At 46.4% G+C, this 16,934-nt stretch carries 20 protein-coding genes and 1 CRISPR repeat array; all 20 genes read right to left on the bottom strand.

The window, feature by feature from the left end:
* Positions 1-104: 104 nt before the first annotated feature.
* On the bottom strand, positions 105-392 hold the full coding sequence (locus tag BR63_RS03375; protein ID WP_034423078.1) for a hypothetical protein: 288 nt from the start codon (positions 390-392) through the stop codon (positions 105-107).
* 31 nt (positions 393-423) lie between these two features.
* Positions 424-927 carry an LNS2 domain-containing protein gene (locus BR63_RS03370; RefSeq protein ID WP_034423076.1) on the bottom strand — a complete coding sequence of 168 codons (504 nt, stop codon included), beginning with the start codon at positions 925-927 and terminating at the stop codon, positions 424-426.
* 230 nt (positions 928-1,157) lie between these two features.
* Positions 1,158-1,631 carry a JAB domain-containing protein gene (locus BR63_RS03365; RefSeq protein WP_034423120.1) on the bottom strand — a complete coding sequence of 158 codons (474 nt, stop codon included), beginning with the start codon at positions 1,629-1,631 and terminating at the stop codon, positions 1,158-1,160.
* A gap of 77 nt (positions 1,632-1,708) precedes the next feature.
* A complete protein-coding gene (locus BR63_RS03360) occupies positions 1,709-2,062 on the bottom strand; it encodes a hypothetical protein (RefSeq protein WP_034423074.1) in 354 nt (117 codons plus the stop codon).
* A gap of 156 nt (positions 2,063-2,218) precedes the next feature.
* Complete coding sequence (locus BR63_RS03355; protein WP_153802103.1) at positions 2,219-2,611, bottom strand: hypothetical protein; 393 nt, start codon at positions 2,609-2,611, stop codon at positions 2,219-2,221.
* Positions 2,586-2,870, bottom strand: coding sequence for a hypothetical protein (locus tag BR63_RS03350; RefSeq protein WP_034423070.1), 285 nt, complete (start codon positions 2,868-2,870; stop codon positions 2,586-2,588). Before BR63_RS03350 ends, BR63_RS03355 begins: the two co-directional genes overlap by 26 nt.
* A gap of 67 nt (positions 2,871-2,937) precedes the next feature.
* A complete protein-coding gene (locus BR63_RS03345; protein ID WP_051965860.1) occupies positions 2,938-3,360 on the bottom strand; it encodes a YopX family protein in 423 nt (140 codons plus the stop codon).
* Between the two features lie 73 nt (positions 3,361-3,433).
* Complete coding sequence (locus BR63_RS03340) at positions 3,434-3,856, bottom strand: hypothetical protein (RefSeq protein ID WP_034423068.1); 423 nt, start codon at positions 3,854-3,856, stop codon at positions 3,434-3,436.
* A gap of 362 nt (positions 3,857-4,218) precedes the next feature.
* The gene (locus BR63_RS03335) at positions 4,219-4,488 is read right to left on the bottom strand and encodes a hypothetical protein (protein WP_034423066.1); all 270 of its coding nucleotides are present in this window, start codon (positions 4,486-4,488) and stop codon (positions 4,219-4,221) included.
* 196 nt (positions 4,489-4,684) lie between these two features.
* Positions 4,685-5,443, bottom strand: coding sequence for a RecB family exonuclease (locus BR63_RS03330; RefSeq protein ID WP_034423065.1), 759 nt, complete (start codon positions 5,441-5,443; stop codon positions 4,685-4,687).
* Between the two features lie 2 nt (positions 5,444-5,445).
* A complete protein-coding gene (locus BR63_RS03325) occupies positions 5,446-5,646 on the bottom strand; it encodes a hypothetical protein (RefSeq protein ID WP_034423062.1) in 201 nt (66 codons plus the stop codon).
* 36 nt (positions 5,647-5,682) lie between these two features.
* A complete protein-coding gene (locus tag BR63_RS03320) occupies positions 5,683-6,093 on the bottom strand; it encodes a hypothetical protein (protein ID WP_034423061.1) in 411 nt (136 codons plus the stop codon).
* Between the two features lie 380 nt (positions 6,094-6,473).
* Positions 6,474-7,556, bottom strand: coding sequence for an RNA-guided endonuclease InsQ/TnpB family protein (locus tag BR63_RS03315; protein ID WP_034423060.1), 1,083 nt, complete (start codon positions 7,554-7,556; stop codon positions 6,474-6,476).
* A 135-nt stretch (positions 7,557-7,691) separates the two neighbouring features.
* On the bottom strand, positions 7,692-8,087 hold the full coding sequence (locus BR63_RS03310) for a single-stranded DNA-binding protein (RefSeq protein WP_034423053.1): 396 nt from the start codon (positions 8,085-8,087) through the stop codon (positions 7,692-7,694).
* Positions 8,080-8,724, bottom strand: coding sequence for a CHC2 zinc finger domain-containing protein (locus BR63_RS03305; RefSeq protein ID WP_034423052.1), 645 nt, complete (start codon positions 8,722-8,724; stop codon positions 8,080-8,082). The genes BR63_RS03310 and BR63_RS03305 overlap by 8 nt, the downstream gene beginning before the upstream one ends.
* 13 nt (positions 8,725-8,737) lie before the next feature.
* Entirely contained in the window at positions 8,738-9,835 is a 1,098-nt protein-coding gene (gene bet / locus BR63_RS03300) for a phage recombination protein Bet (protein ID WP_034423050.1), read from the bottom strand.
* A 702-nt stretch (positions 9,836-10,537) separates the two neighbouring features.
* A CRISPR array of direct repeats spans positions 10,538-11,618; the repeat unit is 37 nt; unit sequence GTCTCAGTCTTTAAACCTCTGAGCTAGGCATTGCAAC.
* A 74-nt stretch (positions 11,619-11,692) separates the two neighbouring features.
* Positions 11,693-13,396 (bottom strand): zinc ribbon domain-containing protein, encoded by a 1,704-nt coding sequence (locus BR63_RS03295; RefSeq protein WP_034423049.1) that lies wholly within the window; start codon positions 13,394-13,396, stop codon positions 11,693-11,695.
* Positions 13,397-13,413: 17 nt separating this feature from the next.
* Positions 13,414-14,103 (bottom strand): hypothetical protein, encoded by a 690-nt coding sequence (locus BR63_RS03290; RefSeq protein WP_034423048.1) that lies wholly within the window; start codon positions 14,101-14,103, stop codon positions 13,414-13,416.
* 81 nt (positions 14,104-14,184) lie between these two features.
* Positions 14,185-15,069: a S1 RNA-binding domain-containing protein gene (locus BR63_RS03285; protein ID WP_034423047.1), complete on the bottom strand. Its 885-nt coding sequence runs from the start codon at positions 15,067-15,069 to the stop codon at positions 14,185-14,187.
* Positions 15,070-15,239: 170 nt separating this feature from the next.
* Positions 15,240-16,919, bottom strand: a complete 1,680-nt coding sequence (locus BR63_RS03280; RefSeq protein ID WP_153802102.1) for a type IV secretory system conjugative DNA transfer family protein — start codon at positions 16,917-16,919, stop codon at positions 15,240-15,242.
* Between the last annotated feature and the right edge of the window lie 15 nt (positions 16,920-16,934).

The raw sequence follows: 16,934 nt of genomic DNA, 5'->3' as shown, positions 1-16,934 counted from the left end.
TTATTTATACTTTCTTTTATATTATTACCTCCTTTGTTGTTTTGCAAGTATACAGTTTAAACTGTTCTTTGCCTAAAAAAAGGCCCGTTAGGCCCTTTTTTGGTTTAATGTTTTCCTCCACACCGGCAATACTGCTGGGCAATTTTGTCGAGTTCGTCGTCTACAACCAGTTTATCGATGTTGTAGATATATCCGTGTGCTTTAACCGTGCGATCCGTTTTGCCCCAGTAACCCAGCTTTTTCATTCCAGCCACGCTACCTGTAACGTGTATATTCGGATGGCAGGAATGGCCGTTACCGGTGCTTTCGTTTTCTACCCACGCAATCCCCGATTCCTCACATCTGAATAACTTGCAGTATTGGTTAATTTCCTTGATGAGCTGTTTACTCAAATTAATCCCTCCTTTTTATCGGTTATAAGACTCAGGCCGTCCGTTGCCTTAACGCCAGGAAGTTTATGCCATCGCCGGATAAATGGGCGTTGTATTCCCATTCCGGAACATACAACCTGATTCCCGGCACAGCCTGTATGTAACCCCTGATCTCCTGCGGGCTATCTTCCAATGCTCCGGCTATTTGAACCTTCGGGTTCAGAGAAAAGATTTTTGCAACTTCTCCTTTTGAACGACCGTTAGTGTGCAAAAGTGGAGCTTTGGGCAGCCCGTATTCATCCAGCCATTCTTGAGTTACTGCCCGAAATCTTGAAGGACGGGCGGTGAGATATACAAGAGAATACCCCTGCTCCGGCAACTCTTTCACCCAGTCTATCACCGGCCAGATAGGTCTGGCGGATCTAAAAAGCTCTTCCGTATATGTTTCGGGAGGGGCCGGACAGGGATAGATGTCTGTCCGGTAGCCCCTGATGTTAAGCTGTTCTATGATGTTTGCCAGGGTGTTGCAAACGTCTACGAAAAACAGTTTTTGCATGCTTGTCCCCTCTTTCTTAAGCGTACAGGCAACATTCTTCTTTCAGTTTTCTTTTGCTTTCCCACCTGTTTGCCCTGTTTTTTTGCCTTTTGTACTTGCCGTGGAACCCGGACATGTTAGACCGCCGGAAATCCTGGCAAAATCTCATGTGGGGAAGGTTTGCCCCAATTTTTGGTTTTTGTGCCATGAATCTGCCCCGGCCTTAACCGGGGCGTTCACCTCCTTTTAAGTTAAAAGTATCCGCTTTGCTTTAGGCTTTCGTATCTGTTTTCGCCGATTATAATGTGATCCAATACTTGGATGCCCATTATTTTTCCGGCGTCACAGAGACTCCTTGTTACTTTTATGTCCTCCGAACTGGGAGTGGGGTCTCCCGAAGGATGATTGTGGAATAGTATTATTGCTGCGGCGTTGTTCAGAATAGCTGCAGCAAAGACATCTCTGGGACTGACGACGCTTGAACCTATACTGCCAATGCTTATGATGTGTAATCCAATCGCTCTTACCTTGATGTCCAGGGTTAGTATGCCAAAATTCTCTTTTGGCTCTAGGGACAGCCTAAGCGTTTTTTCTATCAACTCGTATGCATCCCGAGGCGACAAATTTTTGTATTGTACTTCGGAAAGAGTGTACGGAAACTCTGATTCTCTAACTAATTGTATTTTGTATTTTACAATTTTTGGTAATTGTGATAATTGTGACATGTTTGCCTGGCGAGTAAAGGATGCCGCCCTGACGGGCAAGCATCCCACCCGTCAGGGCACCTCCTTTCGCTTTAATTTTATTTAATAGAGGGGACTGGAACGATATTTACTTTTCGACCTCCTATAGCTTGCTTTATTTCTTCCTCTGGTCCCCACCAACATTGGCAGCCCCATACGATGTCACCATTATCGAGTACAATTTTTGGGTTTTTTCGACCAATTGAGTTTAAGTCTATACCGAGAAAAGTGACACCTTTTGGGGGAATCTCCTCGCCTACATAAATACCGTAACCGAAAAGATTAACTTCTTCGTCAGCATCGCATATTGCTCCGACCCTTGTTCCTATTTGAATCAACCTAATCATCCTTTCTTTTGATGTTTTAGACAAAATCTTTGAAAAACATCTAAATCCCTCCTTCATTTGATGCATATGCATCACATCCGCATTCTTCGCATTTATCCTTCATTCTGCTCCCGTCCGGTATCAGTAGCTCACAATCTGGGGAGCAAGCCATACTCTCGTCAAGCGAGCATGGCAATTTACAATCACAGCAAGGTTTTCCGCACCAGTCTTTATGAGCCATATCTACTCACTCTCCCTCCAGTCCGGATTATATCGGTTAATTCGTCTTTCATAATTTCTCCAAGCAATCTTTTCGTCTTCTGACGCATCTTTTCCGGTATTGACCATGATGTAATCTCCATCGACTGAAAACTCTCCACTAATTGAACTTGTGCAATCTTCCCGGGTGATTCCGTTCCAATCAACATCCGGATTGCAAAAGTCTTCTTCGTCCGGTTCAATGCCAAGAGGACAGCTCCAGCAAAAGCACATTCCACGTTGGATACCGTTTTCATCATTTTCAACTTCCTCTTGCATTGGGTGTGTGCAGCAGTACCCATTGTTCACACTGTATTTCGAAGTAAAATAGTGGCAAGCATAAGCGAAGTCATCAAATGATGCAACTTTCCAACCCATCTTTACTCATCCTCCTCATCATCTTCCATCTGATGCCAATGGTACTCACATTCTTTGTTCTCACAACGCCCATTCCACATGAGGCATCCGCATTGTAGAGCGAAAGCGATATCTGTCTTTCATCATCAGGTAGCTCTTCGTTATTGGTTATATCTGCTTCCAACTCAGTGATAAACCTTACTTTTGTAGTTGTCTTAATAAAATTCTCGGCGGCGGCCCTTGCGTGTATACCACTCGATAAAGTTCTTTCTAAATCCATACATAACAACTCCTTTGCTGCGCATTTTTAACATGTTATCACCTTAGCCCTGGCATCAAAGATTTTCTCAAAGGGCAGTATTTAATAGTTCTGGATTTTCGTAGATATTTCCAATAATTTCAATTTCCTTTTCAATTTCAGCCATTGTATCAAAAGAAAAACAAAAGTCTTTTATATTTCCCATTTGTGTTATGTGGTCATCTTCAACAATGGCTAGAAAATCATAAACCTTAATAATATCCCCCTTATATATCTTCTTTTTGTGTCTATCTTTTAATCCGATATATTGTCCTACTGTTTTTGGGATAACTTTTTTACGGTCAAGACTTCCATCAGGGCGAAGATAGAGAATTGATGTTCCTTCAACATCTTTGTAGTAATATCCATAAACCCACTCTCCGTTATCCTTTCTTTTGCCCCTAAACTCAATTTCTCTAATCCGCCCCCCTCTCCCGTTGCTTCGGGTTTTCTTGCTGGTTTTCGTTAGCACACTTACACTCCAATTAAACTCAGACATTTTACCTCACTTTCCTTTCCTCCGCATTCTGAACATGGTTATGTAGTTATGCAACACTGCTTTCGCTGCCACTGTTGGTAGTGGTAATCATAGAATCTGATTTTTTACCATCGAATCTTTTATACACCTTTTGGTTAACCCCGTGCTGCGAAAGCTCTTGCTCAGACAGGATACCTTTCTTCAGTACGGTCTTGATGTCAACCTTAAGGAATTCCCAGGGATTGGCCCCTTTATCGAAAATTTTTTCGGCCAACAGTCGGGAGTCAGATACGTCCCAGCTAACTACAGGGAACATATCCCAGATTTTTTCTCCGGTGTTGACGGCACCGTTGGTCTCAACGAACTTTTTGAGAGCGTCTTTGAGCTGTTTTAAGACACCCTCGTATCTCTCGATTTCATTGGCAATATGTATTGCCTCATCGAGAGTTTTTGGTATAATATTAATTGACATAGATGCCCCGGTTTTCACCGGGCATCACCTCCTTTCTTGAACCCGTCTCGAACGGGTTTTTTGTTTGGTTTTTTTGTTTCGGGCTGTTTCTTTGTGGCCCATCTGATGGCTTTTTTTAACATTTTTTCTTCCTCCTTTTTTTATTTTTTAAAACAAAAAGCCTATTTTACCTGAAAATACAAGTAAAATAGGCTTTTAATAACGCTTTTTTGCCGCAAACTTGTAAGTTTAGCTTACAAGTTGCTTTATTTTTGAAAAAACATAAACTTAGAAACATCCTTGCCGCAAGGGTATTGTTCCAGGCGGCTTGGTAATAACAATAAATACTTGAAAATATTATAACGCAAGTGCAAGAAAAAATAAAGCCCCTACTAAGGGGCTTATGATGCAGTTTTTACTTTCACTTGTCCGAGGATTACATCAATCTTGAGAAAAGATTCCCGCAAGTTGGTGTTTTCCATCCGGATTGTGAAATGCCTTTTGTCACAGGCGATTATGCGGCCCGTTATTGTGCACACTTCCTCACCTGCGGACTTAGGTTTCTTGTTCTGTCTGTTTGCTATTATTTTTACCTTTTCACCAACAGGCAATAAGAAATTTTCCAGGGTTTCCGTTGTTGTTACGATTTTTATATTTTCCAGGTTTTGCATGGCAATCGTCCCTCCTAATCAAAATCTATCAAAATCCGCCCAGAGGCTTCACCCGACTACGGTTCCCCGCTCATATCCCGGAAGGTCCCAGGCGATCTCAAAAGAACCATAAAAAGTTTTAATTGCCACAAAAAAACTTGCGACAGGGTGGCCCCGGAATTCATCCCGGAGAGGAATGTCGCATTAATCCCCCTTTCTAACAGACTTTCTTATCTTCGTCCGTTTTCAGGCAAAGATAACTCCAAGGACAATGACCGCAGGCTGTGGAAGGCTGGGAATTAAATGATGCCAAAGGATCAGCCCTGTCTGTGTTCAGGTGGTACAGCTTTATATTAATTTCTCCTGCCAATCTTGCTGCCCATCCCATTGCCATTTTTGCCATTTCCTTGCTAATTATTTGTTTAAATATCTGGCCGGTCCGCAGGAATACCAGCACGCCTTCCACCGCTTCCGCCTTTTCTTGCTCCATAATGATTGAGGCGTATAAAGGTATCTGCCAGGTGTGGTTTACGGGATAGGGCTGGCGGTTGGTTTTCCAATCCAAAATTGCAGGCAAGGTACGGTTTTTGTATGCCAGGTCTATGTAACCCTGGATTTTTGTTTCCGGTATGACCATTCCGGGGAAAAGTTCGCTTTGTTCTGTCAGTTTCTCAAGAAAGTATTGTTCTACCCCCGTCGGTTTTCCCGGAAACATTGGGAGTGTGTTCATGGCTGTCTGTACCATCCTCTCGATTTCCTGTTTGTCCAGCATAAGCTCGGCTTCTTCCATACAGGCGGTCAGTACAGCGTCATCGAATGAACGACCGTTTAAAACAAGTTCGATGGCTTTATGGACCGTTTTGCCCAGTATGGCCGCTTCGCCGGGCGGATCGTCCAACTCTAAAACATATTTGTAGTAAAACCTTCGGGGGCAGGTTTGATATAAATTGAGTCTTGAGAAGGAAAATGTATTCATGTTTAAAACTCTTTATAACGTCCAATAGCAACATCAGCAACTATATCGCATATTTGTTGGGATATTTCTTCCCTGATTGTATCCATTTCCTCGCTTAGAAATTGCTCTATGTTGCTATCAGTTGGCTCAACTCCTGCCGCCATTAAGGCTTCTACCACATCACTTCTGCTAATTTTTATTGTCAAAAGGTAGTAATCGGGCATTTTTATTCCTCCTTTTCTTTAATAAAAAAGGGCAACCTAAACGGCTGCCCTTAAAACTCCACTGGTCCAAGGCCCGGTACGATAACGCACTTTCCCGGGATAGTTGGCCAACAGCACTTCTTTTAAACCTTCCAGGTATTTTGGAAGGTTCTTTTTGCCAAGTTCCGGATAGCGATAACGCTCTGTATCCGGAACCACCACATACAACGCCAAAGAATATTCGTTGTCGGCCACAACAACCCTGGCGATGGCGTTCTGGAGTATTACCTTACCCCCGTAGGCCCAATCGTTAACCTCATAGAAGCTGGCAAACCGGGCCATTAGCCCTTCTTTTACAGTGGACACAAGGTCCTCGTAAAAAAGGGGATCGTCCCAGTCGATTTCTACATAATAGCCGCCGTAGTCGGCCACATCGTATCCTACAGGAATGTAATTGCCTTTACCCATAATTGTGCCCCGGTTTAACCGGGGCTTCACCTCCTTTTTTCTTAATTAAGAAATCTTCTTCAAAAAGTCCTTTATTTCCACAAACGCAAAAGGGACTTTTTGAATATCTTTTTTGGTTTCTTCCTCGAACAAGTGCAAAGGCCCCGCAAAAGCCGGTGCCCTTGACATCCTCCCCGCGTTAAAACACGGGGATTCCCTGGATTTACGCTCCGTTTCCGGTTCGCGCCAGGTTTCGGTTGGGTTTCGCGTCCGTGCGTACATTTCTGCCGCCCTTCATCCGCTCACCCGCTGGGCCGTGCCAACCGGCCCGCCCCGGCTGGTTCAGGAGATCCCTTGCTCCCTACCCCGCCGGGCGGCAGCCCTGTTACCAGGCTGCTAAGTTACGCCGCCAGTCCGCTGATGGCTTGGGCTATGTTGTCGGCGGCGTTTGCGTCGATGTGCTTGCTTTTTTTACACCTTGGGCACGTGAACCACCGGCTCTTTGGCCTGCTCTTTACCCGCTCTCCACACCGGCTGCAGGTCTGGCTGGTAAGGTCAGGATTAACCCGTTCTATTTTGACGCCTGCCAGTGTTGCTTTGTATCCGATGAATTCCTGAAGCTGGTAGAAAGGCCAATTGTGCAGGCTCCGCCCTGAGTCCTGCCGCTGCTCTTTGCGCTGGCTTTTGGTCCACCGTGCGCTTCTCAGGTCTTCCATGCGGATGACGGTTGCGCCGTGGAGGATCGCCATGTCGATTAGCTTCCGGCTGATGAGATGGTTTACGGCTGTGACCCACCGGTGTTCTTTATCCGCCAACTTTTTTATGGCCCGGTGTGCGCGCTTTTTCTGGAGTTTTCTCCGCAGGTTCGCATAGCGCCGCCGGATGTAGGCCAGTTCTCCGCCGCTGAAGAAAAGGGTCTGACCATTGACGCTTGCTACGGCCAGGTCGATTAGCCCTAAGTCGATACCCATATACTTTTCAGGCTTTTTCTCTTCCTCAACGGTGACAGTCAGCGACAGGTGGATATACCAGGCTTTGCCCCGCTTGACGAGATAGGCCGTGCCTTGTTTGGCTTTCCCGGCCATCAGCTGCTCAAGGCGCTTGGCTTGATATTCCGTCACTATGACCGGTACGCCGACCCGTTTCTCCAGCGTGGGAAAAGATACCTTCCAGACGGCTCCGCCGTCTTTGGATACCTCTTTTTCCACCCGGAAGTTCTGGTTGTTGAAGCCAGGCCATAGCCGCTTGAATTCTTTTGCCTTCTTCTTGCCCTCGATGTCCCGGATGGCCTGGCACAGTACGGCTGACAGCAATGGTTCGGAGTATTGTTTGGCTTCCTTGGATGTTTTGGGACGGGTCTGTTTATCCAGCGCCAAGTACTGGTTTGCAAAGTCCGTGGTGCGATCCGCCATCGCTCGGTACATCTCTTGTTTGGCTTGGGTTGGCTCAAACAGCTTGAGCTTGATTGTGATGACTTGTTCCATTGCTTCACCCCATTCACATACTGAGGATGCGCTTTCATCCCCGGAATCAATTCCGGGGTTTTCCCGCGCTTACTTTATAAATACACTTATGAATGTTATGCGTATCCATAACTCTCTTCCCCCTTGTTCCTTTTTTCAGAACGGAATATCTTCTTCGTTAAAAGGAACTTCCTCAAAGGCTTCCTCTACTCCAGCCCCTTTTCCGTTCTCTTTCCGGAAGTCGAGAAAGCGAATATTACCGGCGATAACCTCGGAGGCTTTCCGCCTGATCCCCTGGCTGTCATCGTAACTCCGTATTTGCAGCCGTCCCTCCACGGCCACCAGGCGGCCTTTTTCAAGGTTATTTGCAACCGTTTCGGCCAACTTATAGAAACAGATAACGTCTATAAAGTCGGCCTTTTTTTCGCCTTTTTCTTTGTTGACGGGCCTGTCCACTGCCAGGGTGAACTTCCCTACGGCTACCCCGGTCGGGGTGTATCTCAAGTCGGGGTCTTTCACAAGACGCCCGATTAGTATAATGTGATTAAGCATACACTTTAGCTCCTTTCTTTTTTAGGGCGTCCAATAATTGTTCCGCCCCTCTTAGATATTCAGGTTGAGGCTTTTTAAAACGGGCCTGGACGTATTCCATCATCAAGGACTGGGGATCAATACCCAGTCGTTGGGCATACTCCCGGCACACGGCCTGTCTTTCCTGCGGACTGTTTACCGCCAGAAAAGACATGTATCCGAAACGTTTCAAAAACCTCGCATGTAGCTGCCATTCCCTCCACACCCAGGACAGAGTGTTCCTGTATAATGCAGGGTTGCTCTGCCTTAGCCCGCTCCAGTTAATTGGCTCAAAGCCTATTTCCTTGAGCTGGCCCGGAGTGAGTTTTTCGGCTGGATGAAGTTGAATATTGGGAGTGCTTCCGAATAACCTTGCTTTTACTTCTTCTATCGAAGTGTTTTCCAGTAAGGCTATGAACTTCAGTACTCCTCCCGATTCCCCGCAGCTCCAGCACTTGAACACGTTGTCCCTGGTGTTTAACGAGAGGTGGTATTTCTTTTTTTGGTATTTGTGGCTGCAAAACGGGCACTTGAAACGAACGTCTTTTTCGCTTTTGGATAAACGGTCGTTCATTTTGAGTCCGTGATGCAAGGCCACTTCTTTGATAGGGGGCAGCATAGCATCCGCCCCCTTATATTACTTCCAGTGAGGTTATTATTTCAAAGCCCTTTTCGTTTACGGTCTGGGCCTTGAAATAACATCCCTCTTTCAGGTTGGCCACCATTGCCAGCCCTTCTTCCCCTTTTGCCAGCAGGACCTTTGTTTCACCGTCCGGCGAAACACAGCCCACTTTGGCGTAAGGAGTGCCGGTACTGGACCGCCCCGTGTTGACTGCCAACAGTTTGTAGGCATCTTGGGGGCTGGTTTCTGGTTGTTGCTGTTGCAGCGGTTGCTGTTCTTTTTGAGGTTGTTGCCGTTGTTGAGACTGTTGCTGTGGCGGTGTCATGTGGATCAACGGGTCCTTTTCTCTTTTTGTTTGGGTTGTTGTTTCCTCTGTTGTCTCCACCATTGTTGTTTCCACCATCTCAGGAGTTACTTCGATTGCTGCGACCGCATCTGCAACAACATCAACAACTCTTGCGGCTTCCGCTTCTTCCCCGACAGGCAGTTCTTCTCTGGTGTAGACTCCCTGTACTATGGGGAATTGTTTTCTCAGGGCCATTACCTCCGCCACTTTTTGAATCATGGCGGACGGCACGCTTTGCCATACCGGTGACGAAGCGTTGGCCCTAAAATATTCCTCAAAATCGGCGATGGCTATGACCGGATTCCTGCTTTTATGGTAGGCTACGGCCCAGCCCGCCAAAATTTTTCCCCGTTTGGCACCGAAAGTGTGTCTGACAACACTTTTTTCGGTGTCCACGAGGAACTCGTCTCCTTCCCTCACCACACCGGAATTGATCCCATTGTAGTTGGGATTCTGCTCTGCTTTTTTAAGCAAAGCGTCTCGGGTAGTGATGAAATTAAGAGTTACGGTTCCGTCTTTGTTGGTCCATTTTTGAAGGACTAGATCTTTACTTAACGGATCCAGTCCCATCTGCTTGCACTTGTATAAAAATAGTGCAAGCTCAGAGTCCGTGGCGTTTTTGGGCATACACAGACTCATGATTGTTTTTTTGTCCTCTGGTGACAGCATTGCCACCAGTTTTGACGGCGATACTTCCATTGGCAGTTGCTGAGGGTGAAGGGTTGCCGCCACGTTTTGTTCTTGGGGAACATTGATTGACATGAATTGCCCCGGCCTTAAGCCGGGTTTCACCTCCTCGTTTTAGATTTTTTATTTGAACGCCCGTTGGTTTTGGGCGTTTGCTGCAAGGGAAAATAAAAAAGCCTATTTTACCCTTTTTTGGCTAAAATAGGCTTTTAAAATTCTTCTTTTTTCGAAATCTTAAAATAAAAAAATTACTCTAAACAATACACTCGCTCTCCGCAAGCAGGCGGTATGCGATAAAAAACATATTACGTGTTTATTATAACACTTTTATAAACCTGTTGCAAGGGCTTGACTTTATCGGCCGTTAAAATGGAGAGGATGCGGCGGCATGATCCTCAACTATAGGCTGCGAGTTCAAGTCTCAGTTTGAAGCCTCTGAGCTAGGCATTAGCCGATCGGCTCCTGGCAAGGGAGTGGGTCTCAGTTCACCAACTTCTGAGCTCAGTATTGTAACGGGAATTGTATAGGGCAGCCTGGACTATGTGGTTATAAGTCTCAGTGTATTAACTCCTGAGCTGAGTATTGTAGCTTACAACCGAAAAAAAAGGAGACCACAGAACTAATGTCTCAGTATTTTAACTCCTGAGCTGAGTATTGCAACCTAAAGCTGGTACATACTGGTGATGTCGATCTTGCTTCGTCTCAGTTTATCAACTCCTGAGCTAAGCACTACAACTGCTCTAGAAACTGAGATTTGATGCTTAGAGTTATTATTTTGTCTCAGTCTTTAAACCTCTGAGCTAGGTATTGCAACAATTCTGGAATGAACGTTCATTGGCAGTTATCATCGGCCGTCTCAGTCTTTAAACCTCTGAGCTAGGCATTGCAACTAAAGTGTGGGTATGGGATTACAGACTTACACCATATCAGTCTCAGTCTTTAAATCTCTGAGCTAGGCATTGCAACGCATATCTTAATTTACCCCTGTCACTACCCTCTAGTCGTCTCAGTCTTTAAACCTCTGAGCTAGGCATTGCAACGCGAACGTTCACATTCCTCGATTACGGGTTCTTATATCGTCTCAGTCTTTAAACCTCTGAGCTAGGCATTGCAACATTCTTCATCCCAGCTTACCTCCTGTCCGTTTGATTGTCTCAGTCTTTAAACCTCTGAGCTAGGCATTGCAACTTATCCATGAGGCTGTAGAACTGCAAAACGAAACAAATGTCTCAGTCTTTAAACCTCTGAGCTAGGCATTGCAACGCAACTCTCCGGCATCTCCAACTCCAATATCGCTTTGTCTCAGTCTTTAAACCTCTGAGCTAGGCATTGCAACTAAACGTAACCGGCAATGGTTTGACTGGATAAACCAACGTCTCAGTCTTTAAACCTCTGAGCTAGGCATTGCAACCAAAAATCCGGACCGGTTTAGTTTATATGCCATCATATGTCTCAGTCTTTAAACCTCTGAGCTAGGCATTGCAACATAGACTGGCAGCAGCACAGCGCGAAGGTAGTCGGAAAGTCTCAGTCTTTAAACCTCTGAGCTAGGCATTGCAACGTGGTTGACCATATTGTACCCCACAAGAGCGACCAGGTCTCAGTCTTTAAACCTCTGAGCTAGGCATTGCAACTCAAGATAAAGAAGATAAATTCAGAGATTTTATGAGCGTCTCAGTCTTTAAACCTCTGAGCTAGGCATTGCAACAGGTGGTCTGTGAGTATTTCTCCTGGTACGTTCTTGACGTCTCAGTCTTTAAACCTCTGAGCTAGGCATTGCAACACAGATTTTAAGTTTTCTTCTTCTGCAAATACATTTTCGTCTCAGTCTTTAAACCTCTGAGCTAGGCATTGCAACCGGAAACACAAACCTTGTTTTGCCTGTGTTTCCGGTTTTTTTGTTTTGTTTTTTCTCGCAAATACAAATACCGCTTATTTTACCCCGCCCTTTTGCGAAAAAGCCAACAGGTTTTTCGCTGCGTTGTAATCCTGGTCCCATAGTTCCCCGCATGTGCTGCATGTATGTATTATCTGAGCCGCCGCATCGAATTTTTCCTTGTGCCCGCATTTATGACAGGTTATTGTTGTATTTTCAGCAGGCACATATGTGAATTCCACATGATTTTTCCGACAAGCATTGGCCAATTCGTTCCTGAATTCGGATATTGCCGCTATAAACCTGTTCCTGTTTGCAGGCAATGTTCCTGCCGGGCCTTCTTCGGGGTTGGGTTTCTGAACCGTTTTGTTCAGCGTGAATTCTTCCAGGACTATGGTTTTGTACTTCCTGGTTATTTTGGCCGCAAATATCCTGTATATTTCTTTCCTTCTGCGAAGAACCTGATCCCGCAAATTTTCCTGCCATTCGTACAAGTGAATTTCCCGTTTACGCCAATATTCCAAAACTTCCCATACCTCATCATCGCCGGGCAACCGGTTTTCCCGCCAGTATTGGTGAAGTCTCAGCATTTTTTGTTGTGAACGCCAGTTTGCCATATGGCTTGTTCTTTCTTTCGCTTCATCGGGAAGTTCCAGGGTTTTTAACAATTCCATCAGTTTCGCCTTTGTTTCGTTGAACAGGTTGTCCCTTATTGATTGCAGGTCCTTTATTTTATTAAACTCATGGAGAACATCGTTGTCAAGGATGAGTTCCTCGCTGTGGCCTTTGTCGTCCACAAGACAAGCCACCCTAAGCCCGTCCTTGACCGTTCGCCAACCCAGGTCAATGGCCGCTGTGCCTTCCAGGGCTGGAAGGATTCTGTTTGTGTTTTCTCCCAAAATTTCCAGAACCAGGTTGAGTTTGTACCGGTATCTCATGCCAACTTTTTCCCTAATGACGGAGGCGGTCCTGATCAGGGCATCTTCCGGTATCTCCCGGTGCAAAACCACAGGCAGTTCAATAAACAACGGCTTTTTGTTTTCGGAACAGGCCCGCAGGCGGACCCTGGTCCGGCTCTTTTTCCTGCGGATGGCCCGGACCGGATTGTACCAGGCGTCTTTATCCACGGGGTCTATTTGCAGCAGGTTATTGGTGCAGGAAAACATTTCATTGACAGGCAGGCCCTTCTGGAACCTGACCGTGACTTTACCAGTGCCGTCCCAACGATGGAATCGCATTTCCCCGCCCGCAGCTTTGGCTTTTTTGCGGCCTATATCGTAACTGTTCACCACATCCTCCAGGTTACACCAATACAACCCGCTTCCCTTTCCCAATTCTTTGACGACCGCCCACCTTTCCTTCTCCAGTTGGGCAAGCTCCTGCTTGCGGGCCTCAAAAATAAACGAGCGTTCTTCTTTGAATTTCTCTTTGAGTTGTTTAAGTTGAGGCTTAATTTCCTCAATCCTGGCCTTCTGGTCTGTCAAGTCAACCTTTCCCGTCCGCTTGGTTTTTCTTTGGTTTTTAATTTCTTCCCTTAATGAGTTCAGTTCTTCCTCCAGTTCTTTGATTTTTTTTGTCGTTTCTGATTCAAAAACCATGACTTGACGCACTTTTTCCCTGTGTTCCCGGTCTTTTTCAACCAGCTTGTTCCACAAGTCGTGTTTCTTTTTGATCTGGTCCAGCAGGTATTCCTCCCCCCTTGTCGGGGAAAGGCAGCCAAAGGATAATGCCAGGTAGTTCTTGGTTGCGGCAGTTTCCATGAAAAACCCCCTTTTTCTTATTTTTCCCAGCCGTTTTTGCCCGGCTTGTAAATAACGAGTCCTTGCCTCAAGTCTTGACATGTTGCAGCCCTGATGGGTGTATGTTCTTCGAAATACTGAATAAGGCTGCTTATTGATGAAAGATCACTGCATACTAAAATCACCCGGTCCTCGGGAGGATTCCACCTGTATGTTTCAACGAAAGTTGTCAAGTTGTCCCATATCGCCCCTATTTTATATGTTTTGACACCAATTGAAAATGTGTAAACATAAGGGGGTTCTCCCGGTTTTATTTCCACATCGGTCCCGAAATACCTGCACATCTGTAAATATAGATCAAAGGCCATGATTCTTTGCACTGCTTCACTTTCTTTGTAAAAGTACCAGTAGTCGGGTGCATAAGGCACATTCACGAGTTTGGCTCCCACAGGCCCCAGGGTATATATTTTGTATTCCTTCTTGCTTGTACTCAATTTATGTTCGATGATTTTTTTCTGATAAAACATGCGATTTAAAAGGCTTCTTGATTTTCTTTCGGATTGGCCCAGGATGCCGTGGGCCTGGACCTGTCCGCCGGATACGATCCCGGTTTTTGCAAGCAGCTTAAGCAGGTGCTTTTCTTCTTCCCGCAAGGTATGGTGCGAGTGTTCTGACAGGTGGTTGGACGGCACCCGCTTCCATTCTATTTTCGCTTCTGTCGGAAACAAGGATGTTCCCCCTTTTCTTTTTTTGGTTTTCAGTTATAGTTTTTAGTTATACGGGGCTTTCAGGACGAAAGCCCCGTATTTTTAGTTAACCTTCAACGGCCGTAAATATAAACCAAATATGGTGCGTTTCTCAGGATTGATGTCCAGTATCCTCACCAGGGCCTTGTCACCCCTGTTTAAAAGTTCGTGCCTCGGATGACGCAGGAATCCGTCCACATAGCCGTTCTTGGTTTTTATTCTGAAATAACAACCTTTTTCCCTCACACCGGTTATTTCGGCCATGTATTCGCTTTTCTCCCGCAGTTCCAGGTTCTCCCACGGATCGGGTATCAAGGCTTTGCGGCTGATGACGGCCCGGCCTTTTTCCTTGTCGAAGTTCAAAACTTTAACCATGATGTGGTCTCCCACCTGGAGATGCTCGCTCAAGTCGTCAGTCCACCCGTGCTGGTATTCGGCTGAGGTCAGAATGGCCGGAATACCTCCTATGTCCGCTATGGCCCGGTAGGGGTTTACGTTCCTTACCACGGCCAGGGTCTTTGCTCCAGGCATCAGTTCTTCTTCGGTGCGTTTCTTCATCCAATCCAAAGCCTCCTTCCGGCTGGCGGTGAACAGTCCCGACGCCTTGTCGTATCCCTTGACGATAAAGGCTATCTTCTGGCCGGACAAGGACCGCAAAAACCGGTAGCTGTTGGCTATCTTTTCTTTGTCTTTTAAATCATCTCTGGTGTTTACATGGTTTTCTTTGTTGATGCCGAATTCGTAGATGGGGATTATGCCCTTGATGTTGCCGATGTAGGTTATGGCACAGGGAACGTCGTAATGAGTCTCAATCCCGGCCAGGGGTTCCTGCACTATCAGCTTGTTTTGTTCGGCACGAATAACATCCTGCCAATAATCCCGTTCCGCCATTAACTCCAAGGCTTTTTGCTCATCGTAACCTTCAATGAATTTTTTCAAGAAATCCATACTCTCACATCTCCTTTTTGATTAATAATTTTTATTTTTGTTGAAATATTTTGAAATTCTTTTTTTGTTTTGCTTTAATTGGCTTTTTGGATATTTTTATTCATGAGCCTTTTTCTCGTTTTCTAAGCAAAAATTTGCAGCCTGGCGATGTTTTTGAAGGGAAGGATGGTTTAAATAAAGTTGTCATTCAGCCTCTTTAGTTCTTCGGCTTTTTTGTCATTGTCAGTTTTTATCTTCTGATTGACGATGATTTTCTTTTTGGTGCCCTGGGCGGAAGGGCTGGAAGGAGTTTGGGATTTGGACCCGGTTTTTGCCTGCTGCCGGATCTGTTCCGGCTTTTCTGTTTGTTGTTTTGAATGGTCGTTGGTTAAACTGTTTGAATGGTCGTTTGTTTGCGGCGGTTCGGGTGCTGGCCGGATAGTTTGGGCTTGTTCCGGAACGTCCCGCTCGGGAACGGTGTCTGCCCGCACCAGCCCCATTTCCGGCGGGGTCTCTTTGTTTTTTTTCCAGAATGAAAAAAAGCCCCGGCTTTTTGAGGCTTCCTGTTTTTTGGTCAGTTCCCGGGCCCGCTCCCGCCAATCGTCCGGAACAAAAGCCCCTACAGCGATGCCCGGCTTGCAGGGATGCCCTTCCCTGGTCAGCTTGTGGATGAAATGGAACCTGGGCAGCCCGTCCTGGATGTCCGTCGGCCTGATCCGGTAGTTTTCGGTTTCGGTGTCCCTGTATGTCTTGGGGAAAAAGTCGGCCAACACGTCCCCGGCGTAGGTGTTCTCCCGCCTCATCTCCCAGTCCTTGCCCAGCTCTTTGGCAAAATATTCGGCATCTTCGTTGGATAATCCGCCAAAGGATATTTTATTCCGGCAGTTGGTCAGTATGGCCGTCCTGATGGATTTGCCCGACAAGTCACCTGTGGAAATCTCTAACTGAGAAAAAGATTGCAGGGCAAAGATTCCTGCCACCCGGTATTCGGCCGCTATTGACAAAAACCGCTCTGTGTCCGGGTTTATGTACCGGGACATCTCGTCTATGATCAGGTAATGGGGTATCCTGGTCCGCTCGGTCCCCGGCCGCCTGAAAGCCGCCGACTGCAAGTGCATGGTGATGAATTGGCCAAAGGCGTCCCCGGACCGTCTCAGTTTACCCAAAGCCGTGTTTACTCCCAGTATGCCCCCTTCCGCCATGTGCTGGTCCAGGTTCAATCCCGTGTCCCCGTTGATGATGGGACTCAGGTGGCTGTTGGAAAAAAGATTCTCAAGCTGGGCCCGCAAGCCCAACGAGAATTCACGCCATTTGTCTCCCGTCCGCCCCTTCATCTCGTGTACGAAAAAACTGTGCAGGTCCGGGTCTGCACCGCTTCGTTCAAGGAGCAAAGTTTCTTTTTTGAGGATTTCTTCGTCCCGCAAGGCTCTTAATACGCTTATCATGTCCAGGTTGTCACCGTGGTTGGTTTTCAACAGTTTTATGAAGTTCCTGGCCGTAAGCTCCTGTACGGTTTGGAAAAAGGCTTCCTGTTTCCCGAACATGCTCTTCAGTACTGCCACTGTCGCTTCCGCCACATCGTCCGCAGGCCCTTTCATCAGGTTTACCCGGTCGCTTTCTTCCGGGGCTTCCAGGGCAGGGTCCAAATGGTAGGCTTTCATTCCCAACTCACGGGCCAGGTCTACTGTGAATTTGGCCACATCGCCTTTGGGCTCGACAACGCTCAGCCCGCATTTGTAGCCCCGGGCTTTGGCCATCAGTATTTGGTAGATCAAGGGCTTTATTAAGGTCGATGTCTTACCGCACCGGGTAGGACCGACTATGATGGTGTGGGTGAATACGTCCTCACCGCCCCACATTAGTCTCGGCAATCAGCATCACCTCTT

Source organism: Thermanaerosceptrum fracticalcis (assembly GCF_000746025.2).
Taxonomy (GTDB): domain Bacteria; phylum Bacillota; class Peptococcia; order DRI-13; family DRI-13; genus Thermanaerosceptrum; species Thermanaerosceptrum fracticalcis.
This window is presented reverse-complemented; position numbering and strand designations above follow the sequence as displayed.